18 protein-coding genes are annotated in these 21,539 nt (G+C 61.1%); 8 read left to right on the forward strand and 10 right to left on the reverse strand.

The window, feature by feature from the left end; all coding sequences use genetic code 11:
- Nucleotide 1: 1 nt before the first annotated feature.
- From mutL to AC13EY_RS12175, 4 genes are read right to left on the reverse strand one after another with little or no spacing between them, the layout of a single operon-like run.
- The gene (mutL, locus tag AC13EY_RS12160) at nt 2-1,873 is read right to left on the reverse strand and encodes a DNA mismatch repair endonuclease MutL (RefSeq protein WP_228245199.1); all 1,872 of its coding nucleotides are present in this window, start codon (nt 1,871-1,873) and stop codon (nt 2-4) included.
- A 1-nt stretch (nt 1,874) separates the two neighbouring features.
- Nucleotides 1,875-3,287: an N-acetylmuramoyl-L-alanine amidase gene (locus AC13EY_RS12165; RefSeq protein WP_228245198.1), complete on the reverse strand. Its 1,413-nt coding sequence runs from the start codon at nt 3,285-3,287 to the stop codon at nt 1,875-1,877.
- Nucleotides 3,288-3,297: 10 nt separating this feature from the next.
- Entirely contained in the window at nt 3,298-3,771 is a 474-nt protein-coding gene (gene tsaE / locus AC13EY_RS12170) for a tRNA (adenosine(37)-N6)-threonylcarbamoyltransferase complex ATPase subunit type 1 TsaE (RefSeq protein WP_228245197.1), read from the reverse strand.
- Nucleotides 3,768-5,270, reverse strand: coding sequence for an NAD(P)H-hydrate dehydratase (locus AC13EY_RS12175; RefSeq protein ID WP_228245196.1), 1,503 nt, complete (start codon nt 5,268-5,270; stop codon nt 3,768-3,770). Before AC13EY_RS12175 ends, tsaE begins: the two co-directional genes overlap by 4 nt.
- 69 nt (nt 5,271-5,339) lie before the next feature.
- Here AC13EY_RS12175 and queG point away from each other — a divergent pair, with 69 nt between their 5' ends.
- Complete coding sequence (queG, locus tag AC13EY_RS12180) at nt 5,340-6,401, forward strand: tRNA epoxyqueuosine(34) reductase QueG (RefSeq protein ID WP_228245194.1); 1,062 nt, start codon at nt 5,340-5,342, stop codon at nt 6,399-6,401.
- Between the two features lie 3 nt (nt 6,402-6,404).
- On the opposite strand, the gene orn is transcribed toward queG, so the two are convergent.
- Nucleotides 6,405-6,947 (reverse strand): oligoribonuclease, encoded by a 543-nt coding sequence (gene orn, locus AC13EY_RS12185; protein WP_228245190.1) that lies wholly within the window; start codon nt 6,945-6,947, stop codon nt 6,405-6,407.
- Between the two features lie 99 nt (nt 6,948-7,046).
- Here orn and rsgA point away from each other — a divergent pair, with 99 nt between their 5' ends.
- Nucleotides 7,047-8,069 carry a small ribosomal subunit biogenesis GTPase RsgA gene (rsgA, locus tag AC13EY_RS12190; RefSeq protein ID WP_228245189.1) on the forward strand — a complete coding sequence of 341 codons (1,023 nt, stop codon included), beginning with the start codon at nt 7,047-7,049 and terminating at the stop codon, nt 8,067-8,069.
- Between the two features lie 6 nt (nt 8,070-8,075).
- Here rsgA and motB read toward each other — a convergent pair whose 3' ends face one another.
- On the reverse strand, nt 8,076-9,134 hold the full coding sequence (gene motB / locus AC13EY_RS12195; RefSeq protein ID WP_269686888.1) for a flagellar motor protein MotB: 1,059 nt from the start codon (nt 9,132-9,134) through the stop codon (nt 8,076-8,078).
- A gap of 3 nt (nt 9,135-9,137) precedes the next feature.
- Entirely contained in the window at nt 9,138-9,992 is an 855-nt protein-coding gene (gene motA, locus AC13EY_RS12200) for a flagellar motor stator protein MotA (RefSeq protein WP_335600333.1), read from the reverse strand.
- Between the two features lie 108 nt (nt 9,993-10,100).
- On the opposite strand from motA, the gene AC13EY_RS12205 reads away from it, so the two are divergent.
- From AC13EY_RS12205 to asd, 3 genes are read left to right on the forward strand one after another with little or no spacing between them, the layout of a single operon-like run.
- Nucleotides 10,101-11,675, forward strand: coding sequence for a hypothetical protein (locus tag AC13EY_RS12205; RefSeq protein WP_335600334.1), 1,575 nt, complete (start codon nt 10,101-10,103; stop codon nt 11,673-11,675).
- Nucleotides 11,676-11,731: 56 nt separating this feature from the next.
- On the forward strand, nt 11,732-12,541 hold the full coding sequence (locus AC13EY_RS12210; RefSeq protein ID WP_335600335.1) for a rhodanese-like domain-containing protein: 810 nt from the start codon (nt 11,732-11,734) through the stop codon (nt 12,539-12,541).
- Between the two features lie 9 nt (nt 12,542-12,550).
- Nucleotides 12,551-13,399 carry an archaetidylserine decarboxylase gene (gene asd / locus AC13EY_RS12215; RefSeq protein ID WP_269686886.1) on the forward strand — a complete coding sequence of 283 codons (849 nt, stop codon included), beginning with the start codon at nt 12,551-12,553 and terminating at the stop codon, nt 13,397-13,399.
- Nucleotides 13,400-13,402: 3 nt separating this feature from the next.
- Here asd and epmA read toward each other — a convergent pair whose 3' ends face one another.
- Both epmA and efp read right to left on the reverse strand, forming a co-directional pair.
- A complete protein-coding gene (gene epmA / locus AC13EY_RS12220) occupies nt 13,403-14,365 on the reverse strand; it encodes an elongation factor P--(R)-beta-lysine ligase (protein WP_335600336.1) in 963 nt (320 codons plus the stop codon).
- Nucleotides 14,366-14,434: 69 nt separating this feature from the next.
- Nucleotides 14,435-15,001: an elongation factor P gene (gene efp, locus AC13EY_RS12225; RefSeq protein WP_228245181.1), complete on the reverse strand. Its 567-nt coding sequence runs from the start codon at nt 14,999-15,001 to the stop codon at nt 14,435-14,437.
- A 106-nt stretch (nt 15,002-15,107) separates the two neighbouring features.
- Between efp and epmB the strand changes: the two genes are divergently transcribed.
- The 3 genes from epmB (at nt 15,108) to AC13EY_RS12240 (ending at nt 20,236) form a co-directional block, all read left to right on the forward strand.
- The gene (epmB, locus tag AC13EY_RS12230) at nt 15,108-16,157 is read left to right on the forward strand and encodes an EF-P beta-lysylation protein EpmB (protein WP_335600337.1); all 1,050 of its coding nucleotides are present in this window, start codon (nt 15,108-15,110) and stop codon (nt 16,155-16,157) included.
- 164 nt (nt 16,158-16,321) lie between these two features.
- Complete coding sequence (locus AC13EY_RS12235) at nt 16,322-18,106, forward strand: molecular chaperone (RefSeq protein WP_228245179.1); 1,785 nt, start codon at nt 16,322-16,324, stop codon at nt 18,104-18,106.
- A gap of 60 nt (nt 18,107-18,166) precedes the next feature.
- Nucleotides 18,167-20,236, forward strand: coding sequence for a GGDEF/EAL domain-containing response regulator (locus AC13EY_RS12240; RefSeq protein ID WP_335600338.1), 2,070 nt, complete (start codon nt 18,167-18,169; stop codon nt 20,234-20,236).
- A gap of 44 nt (nt 20,237-20,280) precedes the next feature.
- Here AC13EY_RS12240 and serB read toward each other — a convergent pair whose 3' ends face one another.
- On the reverse strand, nt 20,281-21,492 hold the full coding sequence (gene serB, locus AC13EY_RS12245) for a phosphoserine phosphatase SerB (RefSeq protein WP_228245177.1): 1,212 nt from the start codon (nt 21,490-21,492) through the stop codon (nt 20,281-20,283).
- Nucleotides 21,493-21,539: the final 47 nt, after the last annotated feature.

Here is a 21,539-nt window from a genome sequence, read left to right on the forward strand (position 1 = left end):
CTCAGCGCCCCCGCAGGAACAGCTTGTCCAGCTCAGCCATGCTGAGCTGCGTCCAGGTCGGGCGTCCGTGGTTGCACTGCCCGCTGCGCTCGGTCTGCTCCATATCCCGCAGCAATCCGTTCATTTCCGCCAGTGTAAGACGCCGGTTGGCGCGCACGGCACCATGGCAGGCCATGGTCGCCAACAGCTCGTTGAGATGCGCCTGAATACGATCACTGGTGCCGTATTCCAGCAAATCACTCAGCACATCACGGACCAGCTGCTCGGCATCCGCCTGCCGCAACAGGGCTGGCACCTCGCGGATGGCCAGCGATTCGGGCCCCATTCGCTGCAACGACATGCCCAGCCGCGCAAACCAGTCCGCATGTTCATCCGCGCAATCAGCTTCCCGCTGACTCACCGCAAGGGTTTCCGGGACCAGCAGCGGCTGACTGCGCAGCCCCTCCTGATCCATCGCCAGCTTCAGCCGCTCGTAGGTAATGCGTTCGTGGGCAGCATGCATATCCACGACAACCAGACCGGCCGCATTTTCGGAAAGGATGTACACCCCATGAAGTTGTGCGACCGCATAACCCAGCGGCGGAATGGCTTCGTCCTTGCCGCTATCGGGCAGGCCTGCGTCAGCCGCTGGTGCCCCGTACAGACCGGCGTAGGCTGCGCCGGTACCGGCCGGAGGCCTTGACTGCACCTGCTGACCGGGCAACGGCATGGTTCCAGCTTCCCAGCGGGCGGGCGGTTCGTTCAGCGCCATTCGCTGCTGCCCTGAAAATACGCCCGCATCAATGCCACTGACGGCAGGCTGCGCCTGCACCGGATTCAACGCCGGAGCGCCGCCTCCCTCGCCCTCTTCCCCTGCCGACTGATCGCCGGGACGCTGATCAGCCAACGCCCGGTACAGAGTGCTGAACAGAAAATCATGCACCATCCGGCCGTCCCGGAAGCGAACCTCATGCTTGGTCGGATGCACATTTACATCGACCACAGCAGGGTCCAGCTCCATAAACAGCACGAAGGTTGGATGCCGCCCGTTGAACAGCACATCGCGGTAAGCCTGGCGTACCGCGTGCACCACCAGCTTGTCGCGAATCATTCTGCCGTTAACAAAGAAATACTGCAGATCGGCCTGGCTGCGCGAGAACGTCGGCAAGCCCACCCATCCCCACAGCCGCAAGCCGCTGCGCTCATGATCGATGAAGCGCGACTGTTCAACGAACGCCGGACCACACACCGTGGCCACGCGGCGACGCGCCTCCTGTTCGGTACGTGCCGGCGGCAAGCTGAACACCGGACGGCCGTTATGCCGCAGATTGAAACCCACATCGAAACGCGACAATGCCAGTCGTTTGACCACCTCTTCCAGGTGAGCAAACTCGGTCTTTTCGGTACGCAGAAACTTGCGCCGAGCCGGCGTATTGAAAAACAGGTCCCGCACCTCGACAGTCGTACCCTGCGGATGCGCGGCAGGTCGGATGTTCGGGGCCATGTCACGCCCCTCGGTCTCGACCTGCCAGGCCTGATCGCCGCCTTCGGGACAGGACGTCAGCGTCAGACGCGATACCGAGCTGACCGATGCCAGTGCCTCACCCCGAAAGCCAAGCGTGGCGACTCTTTCCAGATCGTCCAGATCACGAATCTTGCTGGTTGCATGGCGAGACAGCGCCAGCGGCAAATCATCCTGCTCGATCCCGGAGCCATCATCACGCACACGAAGCAGCTTGACGCCAGCTTGTTCAACATCGATGTCGATGCGCCTTGCACCGGCATCCAGGCTGTTTTCAAGCAACTCCTTGATAACCGATGCCGGACGCTCAACGACCTCACCAGCCGCGATCTGGTTGGCCAGACGCGGGCTCAACAATTGAATTCGGGACATATCAGCGTTCGTTTTGGACCAGCATGCTGCTGGCCGGCACATTCAGCACCTGGCCAACCCGGATCTGGTCGGTAGAAAGATCATTGGCCGCGCGCAGGCTCGCCAGCGAGACTTGATAGATGTTCGCGATCATAGACAGGCTGTCACCACGGCGGACGGTATGCTGCCTGGGCCCTTGTGCCAGCTGCCCGCCCGCCTTCAGCGCGGCGATACGCGTACCTGGTGGAGGATTGCGATGGAAATAGCCTCTAACGCCAGTATAAATGGCCCGGGCCATGGCCTGCTGATGGCTGCGGGTAACCAGCTTGCGCGCCTCGCCGGGATTGGAGATAAAGCCGGTCTCCACCAGAATCGACGGGATGTCCGGCGACTTGAGCACCATGAACCCGGCCTGCTCCACCCTTGGCTTGTGCAGACGATTGACCTGACCAACCGAGGACAGCACCTGTTGCCCCACATCCAGACTGGCAGACAGGGTGGCAGTCATGGACAGATCCAGCAGGACGCTGGCCAGCACCTGATCCTTGTTGTCGAGACTGACGCCACCCACGCCGCCGATCAAATCGGAGCGGTTCTCCCGATCTGCCAGCAGACGCGCCGTCTCCGACGTCGCACCCCGGTCAGACAGGGCGAATACGGAGGCGCCATTGGCACTGGCGCGAGTGAAGGCATCCGCGTGAATCGAGACAAACAGGTCGGCGTTGTGCTGGCGAGCGATCTCCGTGCGTCGACGCAGCGGAATAAAGTAGTCGCCGGTACGCACCAGCTCCCCGCGGAACCCCGGCTCTGCATCAATCAGGCGCTTGAGATCGCGTGCGATAGCAAGCACGACCTCTTTCTCACGAGCCCCACCGTGCCCGATGGCTCCGGGATCTTCCCCCCCATGACCGGCATCAATTGCAATCACGATATCGCGATTGCCCGCTTCGGCCGCAGAGCGGGTCGGTGTCTGCGGCAGGGGAGATGCCGATGGCGCCGCCGGTTGCGGCAGGGAAGCAGTCGGGCGACCGTTATCAAAGAGGTCAACAACCAGACGATCACCGTACTGCTGGTTGGGCGGCAGCACAAAACTCTTGGGATTGACTTGCTCGGACAGATCCAGCACCACACGCAGGCCGTCACCATCGCGGGGTGCAGCGCGCAAGCCACGAAGCGGCGTATTTTCCAGCGCCAGCGCGCTGGTATCAGCCATCAGACGGGCATTACTGATATCGATGACAATCCGCTCGGGATTGGACAGGGTAAACAGGGTATGTTCAGCCGGACCACTGAGATCAAATACCAGACGCGTATTATCCGGCGCGCGCCAGAGGCGAACGCTCTTGATATCGGCAGCCTGCACAAAGCCTGACAGCAGGCCAAGGAGCAACAGCACCCCACCCGCAACCAACCGGCTGCCTTTCCTTGCGTTCATGCGCGCCACGCTAGCCTTCACTCCGCATCTGTTGAATCCGTCGACACGTCAGTTCACCGTGGGTGGTTTGCCCAACGAGCGTCAGACGACGCCCCTCACCCTCGGCGCCAATGGTAATCGTCAGGTCGGCTGTTGGCAAAACCCCCCGCCCCTTCGCCGGCCACTCGATCAGACACAGGTTCTCACCGTCAAAGTAGTCACGAACACCAAGGAACTCCAGCTCCTCCGGATTCGCCAGGCGATAAAGGTCGAAGTGATAGACGTTCACCTCACCCAGCTCGTAGGGTTCGACCAGCGTGTAGGTAGGACTCTTGACCGGCCCTTGCTGGCCCAGAGCCCGGATGATGCCGCGACTCAGCGTGGTCTTGCCCATCCCGAGGTCACCCTCCAGATAGACGATCCCCCGCCCTTCCAGCGCCCTGGCAATATCGCCGCCAAGCGCTGTCATGGCATCTTCCCCCACCGCATGCAGCTCCAGCTTCATTCAACGCCCCGCCGATTCAAAACCCTGCGCATGGCAGGCATCATTTCGCCGGCACGCATGCCGACCTCCCCCAACTCCCCAGCCAACAGATCGCCGGCCAGGGCATGAACCAGCACAGCATACCGTGCCGCCTGCCCCGCGGGAACGCGCTGCGCCAGCAGCGCACCCAACAAACCGGACAGCACGTCACCCATGCCGCCTACCGCCATCCCCGGATTACCCGCGGCACAGACCCCCGGCAACATTTCAAAGCGGGCGGGACTGCCAACCAGGGAACCGACCCCCTTTAGAACCGCGTGACAGCCCAGAGGTTCGATCAGCTGCTGCAACGCAGCCAAACGATCATCCTGCACCTCGGCCGTTGAACACCGCAGTAACCGGGCAGCCTCCGCCGGATGGGGAGTGATCACGGTATCGGCACCCAGTTCGGGCATGGCGGACTGGCAGGCCAGCAGGTTCAGCGCATCCGCATCCAGCACCCGCGGCAACGCGGCATCCAGGCACGCCGAGATCATCTGTTCAGCCCAGGGACAGCGCCCAAGCCCCGGCCCCAACACCAGCGCATCGGCCGTTGCCAGCAAGGGCGCCAACGCCTCGGCATCAGCAACCGCGCGCACCATTACCTCAGGACAGCGCGCCAGCAAGGGTGCCACGTGCTCGGCAGAGGTGGCCACGCTGACCTTGCCGGCTCCGCTGCACAACGCGGCTTCCGCCGCCAGCATGATGGCCCCACCCATTCCGGGCCCACCACCAACCAGCAGCAGGTGGCCGAAACGCCCCTTGTGGGCAGATTTCATGCGCGCAGGGAGACAGCCCTGCCAACGCGACCATTGCAGCAGCTCCAACGCAGCCGGCACGTTACTCGGCAGCGGATCAGCCAATGCCGCATACACCAGCTCGCCGCACAGGTCGGGCCCCTGTGAGGTCAGCAGACCGAGCTTTAAGGCAATAAAGGTAACCGTGACATCGGCCTTCACTGCCACACCCAGCGCAACGCCCCGATCGGCGTCGAGTCCGCTGGGTACATCCACAGACAATACCGGGCAGCGGGCGCCGTTAATCGCTGCGATGGCCTCGGCGAAGGGCGCGCGCACACTGCCGGTCAGCCCGGTGCCCAGCAGCGCGTCAACCAATACACCGTCCAGTGTCGCGCCGGAAAACCAGTTAGCTATCGGCACGCCGGCGTCCCGCGCCTGCAGCCAGGCAAGTGCAGCATCTCCAACCAACCGCTCCGGTGCCGACACGGCCCACACCTGCACCCGCCATCCCGCCAGCAACGCCAGACGGGCAATCAGATAGCCATCGCCGGCATTATTGCCGGAGCCACACAACACAGTGATGCAGCCTGCATCAGGCCAGCGTGCAAACACCGCCTGCCATGCCGCCATTGCGGCGCGTTGCATCAGATCGATCCCGGCAATACCAGAGGCGATAAGGGCGGCATCAAGCTGGCGCGTCTGTTGCCGGGAATGCACCCACGCTGGCATCGGGTCGGACATTGATAGGCTCCTGCAGGGGTTGTCTGGCACAATTATACGAGATTCCAGACAGCCAGCCCCAACATCATCATGTCCGACCAACCAGACTACCAGGCACTTGCTGAGCAGATTCGCGTCTTCGCGCAGGATCTGGGGTTCCAGCAGCTGGGCATCAGCGCGCCTGATATTGGCGAGCATGAACAGTGGCTGCAACGCTGGCTTGATGCCGGCTATCAGGGCGAGATGGAATGGATGGCCAGCCACGGCAGCAAACGCACGCGGCCGCCGGAGCTGGTGCCCGGCACGCAACGGGTTATCTCCGTGCGCATGGACTATCTGCCTGCCGACGCAGCCATGGCCAGGCGCCTGGCCAGCCCGGACACTGCCTACATTTCACGCTATGCGCTGGGCCGCGACTACCACAAACTGATCCGGCGTCGCCTTCAGCAACTGGCCGACCGCATACAGGAACTGATAGGCCCGTTTGGCTACCGGGCATTCGTCGACAGCGCCCCGGTAATGGAACGCGCACTGGCCAGCCGTTCAGGGCTCGGCTGGATCGGCAAGAACACCATGCTGATAAACCGCAGGGCCGGCAGCTACTTCTTCCTCGGCGAGCTGTACACCGATCTGCCGCTGCCGACTGACTCGCCCCAGCAAACCGAACACTGCGGCAAATGTACGGCCTGCCTGGAGCGCTGCCCGACCGACGCCTTTGTCGGCCCGCACGTGCTGGATGCCCGGCGCTGCATCTCGTATCTGACCATTGAGCTCAAGGGCGCGATCCCCGAAAACCTGCGAGCAGCCATGGGCAATCGGGTATTTGGCTGCGACGACTGCCAACTGGTGTGCCCATGGAACCGGTTTGCCAAGCCAACCGGGGAGCCCGACTTCAGCCCGCGCCACCAGCTCGATCAAGCGGACCTGGTCGAGCTGTTCAGTTGGGACGAGGCGACATTTCTGCAACGTACCGAGGGGTCGCCGATACGCCGTATCGGCCATGAACGCTGGCTGCGCAATCTCGCCGTAGGGCTGGGCAACGCCACCACCAGTATCCCGGTCGTCGAAGCCCTTAAACGACGGCGCGCCGATACCTCAGAGCTGGTTCGTGAGCATGTTCGCTGGGCGCTTGAACAGCACGGCGCAAGCTGACTATCAAAACTTGATGAAGTGCTCGCGGTAGTGTTTCAGCTCGGCGATCGAATCACGAATGTCGTCCAGCGCCAGGTGACTGCTCTGCTTCTTGAAGCCGTTCTTCACCTCGGGCGCCCAGCGCGCCGCCAACTCTTTCAGGGTCGAGACATCCAGGTTGCGGTAGTGGAAGTATTTCTCCAGCTCTGGCATACCCCGATAGAGAAAGCGCCGGTCCTGGCAAATGCTGTTGCCGCACATCGGAGACTTGCCCGCCGGAACCCAGGCGGACAGAAAGTCGATTGTCTGCCGCTCGGCATCAGCCGGACTGATAGTGCTTTCACGCACCCGGCGGGTCAGCCCGGATTGACCATGCTGCCGGGTATTCCATTCATCCATACCATCGAGCAATGCATCGGGCTGTTTGATCGCCAGCGACGGCCCTTCGGCCAGCACATTCAACTGCGGGTCAGTGACAATGGTCGCAATCTCGATGATGACGTCGTTGTCCGGATCAAGGCCGGTCATTTCAAGATCGATCCAGATCAGGTTGTCAGGGTGTTGCATGGGAGCTCCTGGCTAGGCGTAAAGGCGCGCTAAACGCGCGATGGCTGCAGTATAACTGCAGCGTGCTAAACTGCCGCCGATTATTCAGACGCAGAGCCCATGGCCAAACGAAATCTTACCCGCCGCCAGAACTGGCGCATCCAGAAAATCCAGGACGAGCGCGCAGCTCGCGCCGAACGTCGCGCCGAACGTGCTGAGGAAAGCCTGGTCGGTGGCGACCTTGGCCCCGAGCAGTCCGGCCTGGTGATTGCGCATTTTGGCGTTCAGGTTGACGTCGAAGCCACCAGCGGCGAGCTGGCCGGCCAGATTCGACGCTGCTACCGACGCGCCAACCTGCCGGCACTGGTCACTGGCGACCGTATTATCTGGCGGCCAGACAACCAGCAAGGCGGGGTTATCGTCGCGCAGCAGGAGCGCCAGACCGAACTCTGCCGCCCCGATCAACGCGGCCAGCTGAAGCCGGTTGCCGCCAATGTCGACCGCCTGATTATCGTCTTCGCTCCCCTGCCGACGCCCTACACCAACCTGATCGACCGCTATCTGGTTGCCGCCGAGCAGGCCGGCATCGAGCCGCTGCTGGTAATGAACAAGTCGGATCTGCTGAAAAACAGCCCCGATCCCGAGTTGCTGCAGTGGCTGGATGACTACAGTCAGCTGGGATATCACACCCTGTTGCTGTCCGCCGACGAGGGGGATGGTCTGGACACGCTGCGCGCCGAGCTGAAAGACCACACCAGTGTCTTTGTCGGGCAATCGGGGGTCGGCAAGTCATCCCTGATCAACGCGCTGCTGCCGGGCCAGGATCTACGCGTCGGTGCCCTTTCCGAAAGCACCGGTAAAGGCACTCATACCACAACAACGGCCCGGCTCTTTCATTTCCCGGCGGGCGGCGACCTGATCGACTCGCCCGGTATTCGCGAATTCGGCCTGACGCATATTTCGCACGACGAACTGCTGGAGGGCTTTATCGAGTTCCGCCCGTTTCTGGGCCACTGCCGTTTCCGCGACTGTCAGCATCTGCACGAACCTGGTTGCGCCCTGCTTCAGGCGGTTGAGGCCGGAGCGATATCGCCCATTCGCATGAGCAGCTATCGCCACATCCTCTCGACCCTTACCGGCTGAGCCGCCTCACTGCTGCAGACGCCTGATCGGCTCGGCGTTATCGAACAGGTTTAGACGTCGTTCGCGAGCAGGCTCGGTTGAAGCCGGTTGATCAACCGGCGCAGCCTCTTGCAGCTCTTCAGGCTCAACCGGGAGTTCGACAGCCGGCTCTGCAGGCTCAGGCTCGGACTGCTCAGATTCAGACTCAGGCACAACCGGCTCGTCCGGCACCTGCGCCCCGGCCGCCTCGACACCCTCAAGCATCTGCTCTTCGGCATGCCGGTTAAGCACCACGATATCAATGCGCCGATTGGTCGGACTCAGAGGATCATCACGGTCGAACAGCGCCGAATCCGCGTAACCGACTACTCGCGCGACCTGCTGTTCGGGATAGCCCGCCGCGAGCAGGGTGCGGCGTGCCGCATTGGCGCGCTCGCTGGACAGCTCCCAGTTGCCGTAACCACGGCGACCGACAAAGGGCTGCGCATCCGTATGCCCACTGATACTGATCTTCTTGTTCACCTTTGCAATGGTATCGCTGAGCGAGAGCAGAATGTCCTCAAAATACGGCTGTAACTGGGCGCTGCCGCTGGAGAACATTGGCCGATTCTCGGCATCAACGATCTGTATGCGCAGACCATCCTGGGTAATCTCGATCAGAATCTGATCCTTGAAGCGCTGCAACACAGGTTCATTGTCGATCTGATTCTGCAACTCCTGCAGCAGAGCCTCCATATCCTGGCGCTCGATCTGATCGGCCAACTGCCGGGCAGAATCTTCGTCAATCAGTTGCTGATCCTCGGGGTCTTCGGTCTTGTTAAGGGTCCGCTCCGGCGCCACCGCAGGGGAGCCGCCAAGATCAATGGCAAAAGGACTGCCGCCCTCGCTGAAGCCGACAGGATCGTTGAAGTAACCGGAAATATTGCGCAACTGCTCCGGAGTCGCGACGGTCACCAGCCACATGACAAGGAAAAACGCCATCATCGCTACGGCAAAGTCGGCGAAGGCGATCTTCCATGACCCGCCATGATGACCGGCTTCCTTGCGGGTCACCCGCTTGACGATAATGGGTTGATTGTTATCCACCGCTTAGCGTCCCTTCACCGAATCTTCCAGCTCGGTGAAGCTGGGTCGATGCTCCGGCAGCAGCGACTTGCGCCCGAACTCGACAGCCAGGGCCGGCGGCAAGCCCTGGGCACTGGCAACCAGCGTCATTTTGATCGCCTCGTAGGTGTTGGCCTCTTCGTGGGCCGTATGCCCCATGGCCGTGGCGAAGGGGCCAACAAAACCATAGGCAGCCAGAATACCAAGGAAGGTACCCACCAGCGCGGTGGCCACTTTCTCGCCGATCTCTGCCTTGTCCGCATCCCCAAGGATGCTCATGGTGATAACGATACCGAGGACAGCAGCAACGATACCGAACCCGGGCAGGGCATCGGCTACACGGGTCACCGCATGCGACGGCTCCTGAAGCTCTTCGGAAATCGCGGAAATCTCCACGTCAAACAGCGCTTCCAGCTCATGCGGAGCCATATTGCCGGTGGACATAATGCGCAGATAGTCGCAGATGAACTCGGTCATCATCCGATCTTTGAGAATGGCTGGATACTTGCTGAAGATCGGGCTCTCGTTCGGTTCCTCGATATCCTGCTCGATGGCCATCATGCCCTCGCGCCGGCTCTTGTTCAGCACCTCGTACAGCAGACCCAGCACATCCAGATAAAACGGCTTGGAAAAGCGGTGCCCGAAAATGATGGCCGGCGCCGCGCCAAGGCACTTTTTCACCACCTCAATGCTGTTGGCTACCAGAAAGGCCCCCAATGCGGCGCCACCGATGATGAGGATTTCAAAGGGATGCCAGAGTGCGGCGATATGCCCGCCGGACAGCAGGAACCCCCCCAGAACACTGACGATGACGACAACGAAACCACCAATTTTCAACATATATTCGAGGTATCCAGAACAAGCCGGTGCGCATCACCGCGCAGAGCAGCAAACTGCTGCCATTCGAGTTATAGTCGTGCAGAAGACTAGTATAAAGCTGTGAAGCGCATGAGCACACACCCCAACATCGGTAGTAAAGAGGTTATCGGCGAGCTGCGTCAGAAACTGAACGCATGCGTGCTGCCGATCACTCGCGACCAGCAAAGACAACTGGTGGAACAGCTGGAAGGTGACCTGCTCAGCATCAACGAGCTGACCCAGGCGATCATGCGCGCCCCGGTGGCGGCCCTGCATATCTGCCGCGCAGCCGGTGCCGCAGCGCGCAACAGGGATGTGGACGTGTTGACGCTGGAACAGGCCTGCTCATTACTCGGGACCCAGCGCATTGCAGACCTGCTCAAGGGCATTCCGGTGGTCGAACCCGATCAACTGCCCTGGGCCTACCGGCAGCTCCTGAGCATAAGCGAACACGCTGTCAGCCAGGCCCAGGGGCTGTTTGCAAACCGCATTGCCCGGCTGTGGCACGAGATGTCACTGGCGACCCTGCTGTTTCTCTCCCCCCTGTGGACACTTGCCTACCTCAAGCCACACCTGTTCGAACAGTGGGAGCGACTGAATGACGGCGTTCTGCCTGACGGCGTCAGCCGGCGCCAGATTGCCGATACCACCGCAAACGGCTTTCAGCTGGTTCAGCTGGTAGCGCAGGACTGGTGGCTGCCGCCCTGGATCCTGCAGGGGTACCGCTCGCTTAACGCCAATCGTCGTACCATGGTCAAGGCTCTTCGCGTAGCGCGGGACAGCGCTCATCCGCAGGAACAGCAAGCCCAACTCGACGGCGACCGGGAGCTTTACCGCTGGCTGACCCAGCCCGCCAATAGCGCGCTGATCGCCAATGGCATGGCGCTGGGCACCCATCACAGCTGGTACAACCGACATACGTCCCGCTGGCAGAAATTGAGCGCCCTGTATCTCAATATTGAGGTCGCTGACGCCCAGCGCCTGACGCACGAGAACGCCGTCAATAGTGCGCATGACCAATTTACGCGCTGCAGCAACGACATTTTTCTTCCTGCCAGCACGCTTCCGCAACCGCCCCCCGCGACAGGCAAGACGCCTGCAGCATGCACCGGGGCGCCGCCCAAAGCACAACCCGAGCCGGCAAGACCAGAGCCGCGATCAGCTGATCCGGATCTCTGGCGCAGCCTGTGCCTGCGCCTGAGCAAACAACCCGACTCCTTCGGCAACCTGGCCCAACTGCTCGAATGCGCGCAACACGCCCTGATCAAGGGGCTCGGCCTTACGACCTGCTGGATCGCCCTCTCCAGCGCTCGCAACCATCAGTTGGTAATTGCCGTTGCCAGCGGCTTTGCCTCAGGGCAGCCGCTGTCTGGGACAGCCGTGGGCAGCAGCCGCGAAGGTCACTGGCCCGCGTGGCTACGCAGCGCCAGCTGCCATGAGGTACAGCCGCAGCAAGCGCCTGGCGCCATGCCCGAGAAGGTGCTCGAACTCGGCGCAGGAAGTATCTTTTATCTGGCGCCCCTGACCCACAACGAGCAGCTGGTCGGTCTGATCTATGTCAGTAACGGCAGCCCCCAGCCACTTGACAGCAAACGCCAGCAGGCCGTGGTTAAAACCGCCGAATGTCTGCATAAAGCCTTGCTTCACCTCAAGCAACGCGCCTAGCATCCACCCTTTTTTTGACGGAGCGCCAGTTTGCTCCACTGCAGGAGACCTTGTTCATGGCATCCCTTACGCTGCCACTACTGATTGAACCCGCTGAGCTACCGCTGCCTCTGAACAGCGAACAGGTCCGCCTGGTTGATCTCTGCAGCACGGCCCAATATCAGGCAGGGCATATTCCCGGCGCCGTGCATCTTGCGCCCGCACGTACCGCCTCACCCGCACCACGTCCGGGCCCGCTGCCCGGCCTGCCCGAGTTGCAGGCCATTTTTGCCGAGCTGGGTCACCGTGACGATCTCCACTATGTCGTTTATGACGACGAGGGTGGAGGCTGGGCGGGGCGTTTTATCTGGATGCTCGACTGCATTGGTCACACCCGCTACAGCTATATCAACGGCGGCCTCAAGGCCTGGATCGAAGACGGGCTGCCGCTGGAAAGTGCACCGCAGCTGGCCACACCCACGACGCCAACAATTACACCGAACAACGACCACACCATCACTCTGGCGCAGCTGATGGCAGACCTGCACAATCCCGACCGGGTCATCTGGGATGCTCGCTCGCCACACGAGTACCGTGGTGAGAAGGTTGTCGCCAGCAAAGGCGGCCATATTCCCGGCGCAGTCAATTTTGAATGGACTGCCGGGATGGACCCCGAGCGAGGCCTGCGCATGCGCTCGGACATGGCCGAACAGCTGCTCAAGCTGGGCATCACACCGGACAAGGAAATCGTCACCCACTGCCAGACGCACCACCGTTCCGGCTTCACCTATCTGGCAGCCAAGCTGCTGGGCTACCCGCGCGTCAAAGCCTACGCAGGCTCATGGTCCGAGTGGGGCAACCATCCAGACACCGCAGTAGAATTTTAAGGAAGCACCATGCCTGATCGTCTGTTTATCCTGTTTCAGTACCTGCTGCCGCACCACCTGCTCTCGCGTCTGGCAGGCTGCCTGGCCAATTGCACCTGGGGCTGGGTCAAAAACCCGTTCATCACCTGGTTTGTCAAACGCTACCAGGTCGACATGAGCGAGGCACAAGAAGAGAACCCGACTGCCTACAGCAGCTTCAACGACTTTTTCACCCGCGCGCTCAAGCCCAATGCCCGCCCGCTGGATCAAACCCCGGGTGGCATCCTCTGCCCGGCCGACGGCGCCATCAGCCAGCTCGGCAAGATCGAACACGGCCGTATCTTCCAGGCCAAGGGGCACAGCTTCAGCGTGCAGGAGTTGCTCGGCGGTAACGCCGAGCTGGCAGCACCATTCCAGGGCGGAGAATTCGCTACCGTTTACCTCTCACCCAGGGACTACCACCGCGTACACATGCCCCTGGGCGGCACCCTGAAGGAAATGATCTACGTTCCGGGCAAACTGTTCTCGGTCAACCAGACGACCGCCGAGAACGTACCGGAGTTGTTCGCCCGCAATGAGCGCGTGGTGTGCCTGTTCGATACAGAGGCAGGCCCGATGGCACTGGTTCTGGTCGGCGCCATGATCGTTGCATCGGTTGAGACAGTGTGGGCTGGCCTGGTTGCCCCGCCCAGCCGCACGCTGCGCAGCACCGCCTACGGCCAGGCCGCACCGAGCCTGGAAAAAGGTGACGAGATGGGCCGCTTCAAACTGGGCTCAACCGCTATCGTGCTGTTCGGCCCAGATGCGATGCGCTGGAACGAAACCCTCAAGGCCGGGGATAGTGTGCAGATGGGGCAACTGATGGGCAGCCTTGCCTGATCCTCAGGCACGCTGCGTATCGAACGCGATAACCTCACCAATCGTGCTGGCGCCCAGCGCCAGCATCACCAGCCGATCCACCCCCAGCGCCACACCTGCGCACGAGGGCATGCCAGAGCGCAACGCGTCTACCAGTGGCATGTCGATCGGTAATGCCGCAATACCCAGCGCCTCGCGCTGCGCCTGATCTGCCTCAAAGCGCCGCAACTGCTCATCGGCATCAGTCAGCTCGAAGTAGCCGTTGGCCAGCTCCATGCCCTTGACGAACATTTCGAAGCGCGCGGCGCTCGGCACCCGATCATCGCCCTCGACAACCCGCGCCAGCGCCGCCTGCGAAGCGGGAAACGCGTAGACCAGGGTCGGCGCCTGCAACCGGGGCTCGACACATTCGGAAAACAGCAAATTCAGGTAGCCGTCGCGCGACAACTCACCCTGAAAGCCGCAGCGCGCGGCGGCCAGGCTTTGCAGGTCGGCATCACTGCACTGGTGAATATCCAGACCGGTATGCTCGGCAAACACGGCGGCATAAGTAACCCGCCGCGCCGACTCGCCGGCAAGCACCGCGCGCACCAGCGCATCAACTTCATCCATTAGCTGATGGTGATCAAACCCTGGGCGATACCACTCGAGCATGCTGAATTCAGGATTATGCCGCCTGCCAATCTCGCCGTTGCGATAGACCTTGCACAGTTGCCAGATCGCACCACTGCCCGCCGCCAGCAGACGCTTCATCGGATATTCCGGTGAGGTATGCAGATACAGCATCGCCGCCTGGCCGCCGCCCTCCGGGACATACTCGGTGGCAAAGGGGTGCAGAAACGGATCACTGACTGCGGCATGCGACAGGCTGGGCGTATCCACCTCCAGCACACCACGCTCGGCAAAGAACTCGCGAATACGATTGATAATGCCCGCGCGCCGACGCAGAGCGTCGATGGTTGCACTGGGTTGCCACGGTCGATTCATGCTGCCTACCTCGATTTACGGACACAAAAAACCGGGGACGGGCCCCGGTTTCTTCAACCACCAAAACCGTTACGCGCGACCAACATACTCGCTGGAACGGGTATCAACCTTCAGCACGTCGCCGGTGTTGATAAACAGCGGCACCTTGACCACGGCACCGGTTACCAGCTTGGCCGGCTTGTTGCCGCCACCGGAGGTATCACCACGCACGCCCGGGTCGGTCTCGACCACTTCCAGCTCAACGAAGTTCGGCGGAGTAACGGCAATCGGTGCGCCATTGAACAGGGTTACAGTGTAAATAACCTGCTCTTTCATCCAGTTCATGCAGTCGCCAACCGCCTTCTCGTCAGCGCCGTACTGCTCGAAGGAGCCGTCGGTCGCCATGAAGTGCCAGAACTCACCGTCGGAGTACAGGTATTCCATCTCGCGATCCATCACGTCGGCGCCTTCCAGGCTGTCGCCCGACTTGAAGGTACGCTCGTTGACGCGACCGGTCTTCAGGTTACGAACCTTGACGCGGTTAAACGCCTGGCCCTTACCCGGTTTGACGTATTCGTTCTCGAGAATCGAGCACGGATCGCCGTCCAGCATCACCTTAAGACCCGGTTTGAATTCGTTGGTAGAATAGTTGGCCATACAAGTTCCCACTTTAAATTGAATGGATGATCCGACTCGCGCCACACCAGCCAGTGTGCGAGGCAGTCAGTCGGACACCCTGACACCCATGCGCGGAAAAACGCCAATGATACATGGTTCTGCAGTTCGTGTTGAGTCCGCCAGCTGGCAAAATATTCTGGCCAACAGCATCACCAGCCCCGCCGAGCTTCTGCGCCGCCTGCATCTCGAAAGCACACTGCTGCCAGCGGCTCTGGCTGCAGCGGAGACATTTCCGCTGAGGGTTCCGGAGCCTTACCTCAGCCGGATGCGTCCGGGCGATATCAATGACCCGTTGCTACGTCAGGTCCTGCCAATCGGCGAAGAGCTGGCAGAGCAGCCGGGGTATGTACTCGACCCCCTCGGAGAACAGCACACCAATGCCCGGCCCGGGATCATTCACAAGTACCATGGTCGCCTGCTGCTGGTCGTCAGCAGTGGTTGCGCCGTCAACTGCCGCTATTGCTTCCGTCGCCATTTTCCCTACGACGACAACAACCTCAGCACCAGCGAGTGGAACGAGGCCCTCGACTATATCCGCAACGACAGCAGCATCAGCGAAGTCATTTACAGCGGCGGTGATCCGCTCGCAGCCAACGACCGCCGTCTGGCCTGGCTGACCCGCGAAATTGCCGCCATTGCCCACGTGCGACGCCTTCGCGTGCACACCCGGCTGCCTGTCGTCATACCGCAACGCATCACCCCGGAGCTGATCGACGCGCTGTGCGGCACGCGCCTGCCGGTCACCATGGTCTGGCATTGCAATCATGCAGCCGAACTGGACGCCCGAACCGCAGAAGCAGCAGCCCTTTTGCGCCAGGCCGGCGTCATACTGCTCAATCAGGCCGTCTTGCTGCGCGGGGTCAACGACAGCCTGGAGGCGCAGCAAGCGCTGGGTGAGGCACTAGGCGATGCCGGTATATTGCCCTATTATCTCCATTTGCTTGACCGCGTCCGCGGCGCCAGCCACTTTATGGTCCCGGACGACGAGGCTCGCGCGCTGGTCGGCACCATGCTTACCCGCATGCCGGGCTACCTGGTACCCAGGCTGGTGCGGGAAGTTGCCGGCGAGCCGGGCAAGGTGCCGGTCAGCGTCGAGCTGCAACAGAACGCGCCCCAAACGGGCAATCAGGCATAATCATCAGACTTGGTGACAACGGCAGGGAGCAGGCTTAGCCAGTTGTCAGCTAAGCTGCTAGAGTGTGTTTTCGGAAGGCTGTTTCCCCCCACTGAGCCACGGAAGACCGGCACACCCCGTGGGCCGGAATCAGGCCATAGACGCTTGTACTGGATACGACAGTTATGGATAGCACAACGCAAAAGCTGCATTTGCGGATACCCCAGCAGACACTCAGCAACCTGAGTTTTGCAGAAGGGTCCGAGAAAGGCATAGCCCAGTGGCTAGCCAACCTGCCAAAAGCCAATATCGGTGAAACGGCGCGCCAGCTCTATCAGGGACTGATTGAACTGAACCAGTACGACGTGCCTGCCGACAAGCGCCTGGCCATGCTGGAGCGCATTCGGCCCGAGGTGCACTATGTCTGCACCGCCCTTTCGCGCTACTACCTGGGCCAATCGATTGTGCTCGAGGACAAGCCGCGCAAGGTTGCCAATCTGTCCCAGTCGCTGCAGAACCACCTGGCCAACGGCTACAAGATCATCGTTGCTCAGGAGCGCAGCATCAAATCACGCGATCACGCCAACCTGATGACACTGGCCCTGCAGCGATCAATCCGCGGATTGTGCGGGCCACTTCTGCGTGCCTTCCAGCTTTACTGTCCGGTAGCAGATGGGGTCTGGCTTGAGTTGCACCAGCTGTACCAGCTTGCACGCAAACGCAACCTCCACCAGACACCGGTACCGGACAGCGAGAGCGCTGACCGCCGCCCCCTGAGTATCGAACAATGCTATCTGGTCGCCCTGCTGATGGGCGCGAGCCGCCCCAATCAGATGCGCCAGAGCGCAATGGGTCGCCTGTTTGCCACTCTGGAAGACTGGAGCCGTTATGCACGGCTGGTCTCCCCGGAAGACTCGAAGGCACTGTTCATCATCAACCCTGACATGGACTGCCCGCCACGCTACAAATCTCTGATTCGTGGCGAAAGCCTTGACCACAGCCTGGGACTCGACACCCGCAAGCTGGTCAACGGCATTAAGGAATTCATGACTACCGGCAGCGACTACCGGGGCGAATTGCACATCCCCAGTGTTCTGGGCGTGGAATTGCTGCAGCACGTCAGCCAGTCCTGGGGAGACCTGGCCGAGCGCACCTTCAACCGAATCCCGAGCCAGGGGCACCTGCGTGTCAGCATTGGCATGAGCGCGACTCACTACCGGATTTCCGGCAAGAGCTTCGCACGCATGATCGACGCCAGCGATGCCGAGCTCAATCCGTTCTCGGACGCGGCGCAGCGGGCCCGTGAAGGCGGCTGGAGCAGCGCGTTTGATGGTGGTGACTCGGTAGAGTGGCATGCCGCCGGCGTCGAGCAAATCAACTACGGCAGCAACTCGGAAGAAGCCGAAGAGGGTGACGAGCAATATCCGATCCACAACCTGCCGATTGTCAACCACAGCCCCGGCGGCTTCTGCCTGACCTGGCCGAAAGAGGTTCCAAAACAACTGCAGGCAGGCGAACTATTGGGTATCCAGGAAGCAAACGAACAGGACTGGAGCCTGGCCGTCGTGCGCTGGATTCGTCAGGTTCGCGGTGGTGGCACGCAGATGGGCATCGAACTGATTGCACCCCACTGCATACCCTGCGCCGCCAAGCTGATCCGCAAGACGGGCGAACCAAGCCAGTACCTGCGTGCACTGCTGTTGCCCGCCGTGACAGCGATCGACCGCCCGGCCACCATCATCACCCCGCGTCTGCCATTTCAGGTCAACAGCAAGATCAACATTCTGCAGGGCGGAAAGGTCGAAAAGGCAAATCTGAGCAATCGCGTCAGCGCGACCGGCAGTTTCAGTCAGTTCGAGTATCACCTGATCGAGCAGGAGACCGCTGGGACCAGCCAATCTGAGACGGGGCGCGCATCTCTGACCACTGGCCCCGAGGATGACTTTGACTCACTCTGGAAGTCTCTGTAGATTCAAATTCCTTGATCTGTAAGGGGCCATTCAAACCGGCCCTGCACCCCCCGGAAGACCATGGCCAACGACAACCAAGCCATCAAGCTGCTGATCCTCGACGACTCCCAGAACAATGCCGAGCGTATGGTCAGTCTGCTGCGTAATGCAGGCCACGCCACACGCGCCCACAGGGTTACCTCCATCGAAGATCTGCAGGAATGCCTGCAGCAGAACTGGGATATCTGCCTGGCCCAGACCGAAACCAGTTACATGACGGCGGAAGACGCCATCACCCTGATCAAACGCCAATCCAGAGACATCCCGTTCATCCTGCTCAAGCCCGAAATTGATCTGGAAATGCGCACCGAAGCGCTACGCAGCGGCATGACCGACGCAGTCCCGCATGATGCCGACGTACTTCTGACCCTGATCGTCGACCGCGAGCTGGCCAATCTGAATGCGCGCCGCCAACGTCGCATCGTCGAACAGACCCTGCGCGAAGCCGAGAAGCGCTGCCAGCTGTTGCTGGACAGCTCCGTGGACGCCATCGCCTACGTGCATGACGGCATGCATATCTATACCAACCGTGCTTACGGCGAGCTGTTCGGCTATGAAGATCCGGATGACCTGGCAGCAGAACCGATGGTGGGGCTTATCGATGGCGATGATCAGGGCGCCTTCAAGGATTTCCTTCGCCACTACGCCAGCCAGGGTGGCCAGAACGAGATTCGCTGCAAGGCAGTGGACAGCAGCGGCAAGCGCTTCCCGGTGGTCTTGAACTTTTCTCCAGCCAGCTATGACGGCGAACCCTGCACCCAGGTCGTCATCCGGGCAGAAACGGCCAGCAGCGACTTCGAGGAAAAACTCAAGGAGATGGCCAGCCGTGACTTGGTAACCGGCATGTTCAATCGCGCCTACTTCCAGGAGCAACTGGATAGCGTGCGCGACCAGGCCGTTCGCCAAGGTCAGCCAAGTACCCTCGTCTACCTGAGCATAGATGGCTTCAGCAGTCTGCAAGCCGACATTGGCATCGGCGCTGCCGACCTGCTGCTGACCGATCTGGCACAGATGCTCCGTACCCATTTCAGTGAAGACACCCTGATGGCGCGCTTCGCCGACGACGTCTGCAGCATCCTCATTGAGGGCCAGGAGCCCGAGGCGGCCACAGAGCAACTCGAAGCCTTGCGAACCAAGATCGAGACCCATCTGTTTGAAACCAACGGCCGGACAGTTCGGATGACCGTCAGCATGGGTGTCGCATCCATCAGCGAAACCAACGCCGATCCGGTCGAAGCCATTGATCGCGCACACCGCCTCGCCGAGCAACTGGGCAACAGCGGCGGCAACGGCATCAAGGTGTTCAACCCGCTGGAAGAGCTGGCACTGCAGGCCAACCGCGGCAACCTGATTGCCCTGATCAGACACACCCTGGAAACCAACGGCTTCCGCCTGCTGTTCCAGCCGATTATCAGCCTGCGTGGTGACGAAGCGGAAAACTACGAGACCTTCCTGCGCCTGTTGAACCATGAAGGCGAGGAAGTACCAGCGGCCGACTTCCTGCCAGCGGCCCAGGAAGCCGGGCTGGCACTGGAGATTGATCGCTGGGTAATCACCCAGGCAGTCAAGCTCCTCAGCAATCATCGCGGACGCGGCGCCGACACCCACCTGCTTCTGAATCTGAGCGGGGCAAGCCTGCAGGAAGCGGACATGGTGGAATGGATTGCCGGCAAGCTGAAGGAAGCCAGGCTGCCGGCTGACGCCATCATATTCCAGTTCCATGACGCCGATATAAACACCTACCTCAAGCAGGCCAAGGTGCATACCGAGGCACTGCACCGCATGCACTGCCGGGTCTCGATCAGCCATTTTGGCGGCGCACTAAACCCGTATGCGGCGCTGAAACATGTGCACGCAGACTACATCAAAATCGACGGTTCATTCACCCGCGACCTGTCCGACCCGAAAGCCGTAGAGACGCTCAAGGGAATCATCAACTCCCTGCACAGCCAGGGCAAGCTGACCATTGTGCCCTACGTCGATAGCGCAGCCATGATGCCAACCCTCTGGCAGGCAGGTGCCAATTACATTCAGGGCCACTACCTGCAGCCACCCAGCGACAGCATGAACTACGACTTCTCCGCAGACTGACCCTGCACCGGGCACCGCCATCAGGACGGTCCCGGTGCACGCTGCTACATGCCGTCGCGGTCGCGAAAGCCCAGCAGATACAAGATGCCGTCCAGCCCCAGTGTCGAAATCGCCTGCTTGGCCGATTGCTTGACCAGCGGCTTGGCCCGGAAGGCGACACCCAGGCCGGCAATCGACAGCATCGGCAGGTCGTTCGCCCCATCGCCCACAGCGATAGTCTGCTCCAGACTGATTCCCTCCCTGGCGGCCAGTTGACGCAGCAACTCGGCCTTGCGCTGACCATCGACAATCGGCTCCTGCACCTCGCCGGTGACCAGCCCGTCCTCTACCGGCAGCGCATTGGCATAGACATAATCGATACCCAGACGCTGTTGCAGGCGCTCGGCAAAGTAGTTGAAGCCACCGGAGAGGATGGCCGTCTTGTAGCCCAACCGGCGTAACTGGGAAATCAGCGTTTCGGCGCCCTCGGTCAGCCGCAGCGATTCGGCAATGCTGTCGAGGGTAGAAACCGGAAGCCCCTTGAGCAGGGCCATCCGCTCGCGAAAACTGGCGCGAAAGTCCAGCTCGCCACGCATCGCCCGTTCGGTAATCTCCGCTACTGCCTCGCCAACGCCTGCCGCCTTGGCCAGCTCGTCGATTACCTCTGCATCAATCAGCGTGGAGTCCATGTCGAAAACGACCAGACGACGGTTGCGACGGAAGATGCTGTCCTGCTGGAAGGCGATATCGACATTCAGCTCCTGGGCGATGGCAAGAAACTCCGCACGCAGCGCTGCCGGATCGTCCGGCTCACCGCGCACCGAGAACTCTATGCAGCCCTTGCCCTGATCCTCGGGCAAGCCCTCCGGGATACGGCCGGACAAACGGTCAATATGGTCGATATTGAGGCCATAGCGCGCAGTAATCTCGCTGACCCGGGCAATGTGCTCGGCAGTTACCCGGCGAGCCAGCAAGGTTACGATATGACGCGCCTTGCCCTGCCCGGTGACCCAGCGGCTGTACTCGTCCGCACTGACAGGGGTAAAACGTACCTGCTGATCCAGCTCGTAGCCTCGGAACAGCACTTCTTTCAGCACATCGGAACTACCGTGATCGGCTGGGATCTCGACCAGAATGCCGAAGGACAGCGTGTCATGGATGACCGCCTGACCAATATCGAGAATATTGACCTGCGCCCGGGCGAGCAGCCCGGTGATGGCCGCGGTAAGACCCGGGCGATCAGGACCGGTGATGTTGATCAGAACGATTTCCTTCAAGACGCTCGCTCCCAGTTAAAAGTGAGGCGCCTATTCTACCCGCATTT

The sequence above is a fragment of the Halopseudomonas sp. L-58 genome (genome assembly GCF_056859475.1).

What these genes read in the sequence shown, in the direction of transcription:
- mutL (WP_228245199.1), bottom strand. Translation starts at nt 1,873, where the DNA reads ATGTCCCGAATTCAATTGTTGAGCCCGCGTCTGGCCAACCAGATCGCG.
- AC13EY_RS12165 (WP_228245198.1), bottom strand. Translation starts at nt 3,287, where the DNA reads ATGAACGCAAGGAAAGGCAGCCGGTTGGTTGCGGGTGGGGTGCTGTTG.
- tsaE (WP_228245197.1), bottom strand. Translation starts at nt 3,771, where the DNA reads ATGAAGCTGGAGCTGCATGCGGTGGGGGAAGATGCCATGACAGCGCTT.
- AC13EY_RS12175 (WP_228245196.1), bottom strand. Translation starts at nt 5,270, where the DNA reads ATGTCCGACCCGATGCCAGCGTGGGTGCATTCCCGGCAACAGACGCGC.
- queG (WP_228245194.1), top strand. Translation starts at nt 5,340, where the DNA reads ATGTCCGACCAACCAGACTACCAGGCACTTGCTGAGCAGATTCGCGTC.
- orn (WP_228245190.1), bottom strand. Translation starts at nt 6,947, where the DNA reads ATGCAACACCCTGACAACCTGATCTGGATCGATCTTGAAATGACCGGC.
- rsgA (WP_228245189.1), top strand. Translation starts at nt 7,047, where the DNA reads ATGGCCAAACGAAATCTTACCCGCCGCCAGAACTGGCGCATCCAGAAA.
- motA (WP_335600333.1), bottom strand. Translation starts at nt 9,992, where the DNA reads ATGTTGAAAATTGGTGGTTTCGTTGTCGTCATCGTCAGTGTTCTGGGG.
- AC13EY_RS12205 (WP_335600334.1), top strand. Translation starts at nt 10,101, where the DNA reads ATGAGCACACACCCCAACATCGGTAGTAAAGAGGTTATCGGCGAGCTG.
- AC13EY_RS12210 (WP_335600335.1), top strand. Translation starts at nt 11,732, where the DNA reads ATGGCATCCCTTACGCTGCCACTACTGATTGAACCCGCTGAGCTACCG.
- asd (WP_269686886.1), top strand. Translation starts at nt 12,551, where the DNA reads ATGCCTGATCGTCTGTTTATCCTGTTTCAGTACCTGCTGCCGCACCAC.
- epmA (WP_335600336.1), bottom strand. Translation starts at nt 14,365, where the DNA reads ATGAATCGACCGTGGCAACCCAGTGCAACCATCGACGCTCTGCGTCGG.
- efp (WP_228245181.1), bottom strand. Translation starts at nt 15,001, where the DNA reads ATGGCCAACTATTCTACCAACGAATTCAAACCGGGTCTTAAGGTGATG.
- epmB (WP_335600337.1), top strand. Translation starts at nt 15,108, where the DNA reads ATGATACATGGTTCTGCAGTTCGTGTTGAGTCCGCCAGCTGGCAAAAT.
- AC13EY_RS12235 (WP_228245179.1), top strand. Translation starts at nt 16,322, where the DNA reads ATGGATAGCACAACGCAAAAGCTGCATTTGCGGATACCCCAGCAGACA.
- AC13EY_RS12240 (WP_335600338.1), top strand. Translation starts at nt 18,167, where the DNA reads ATGGCCAACGACAACCAAGCCATCAAGCTGCTGATCCTCGACGACTCC.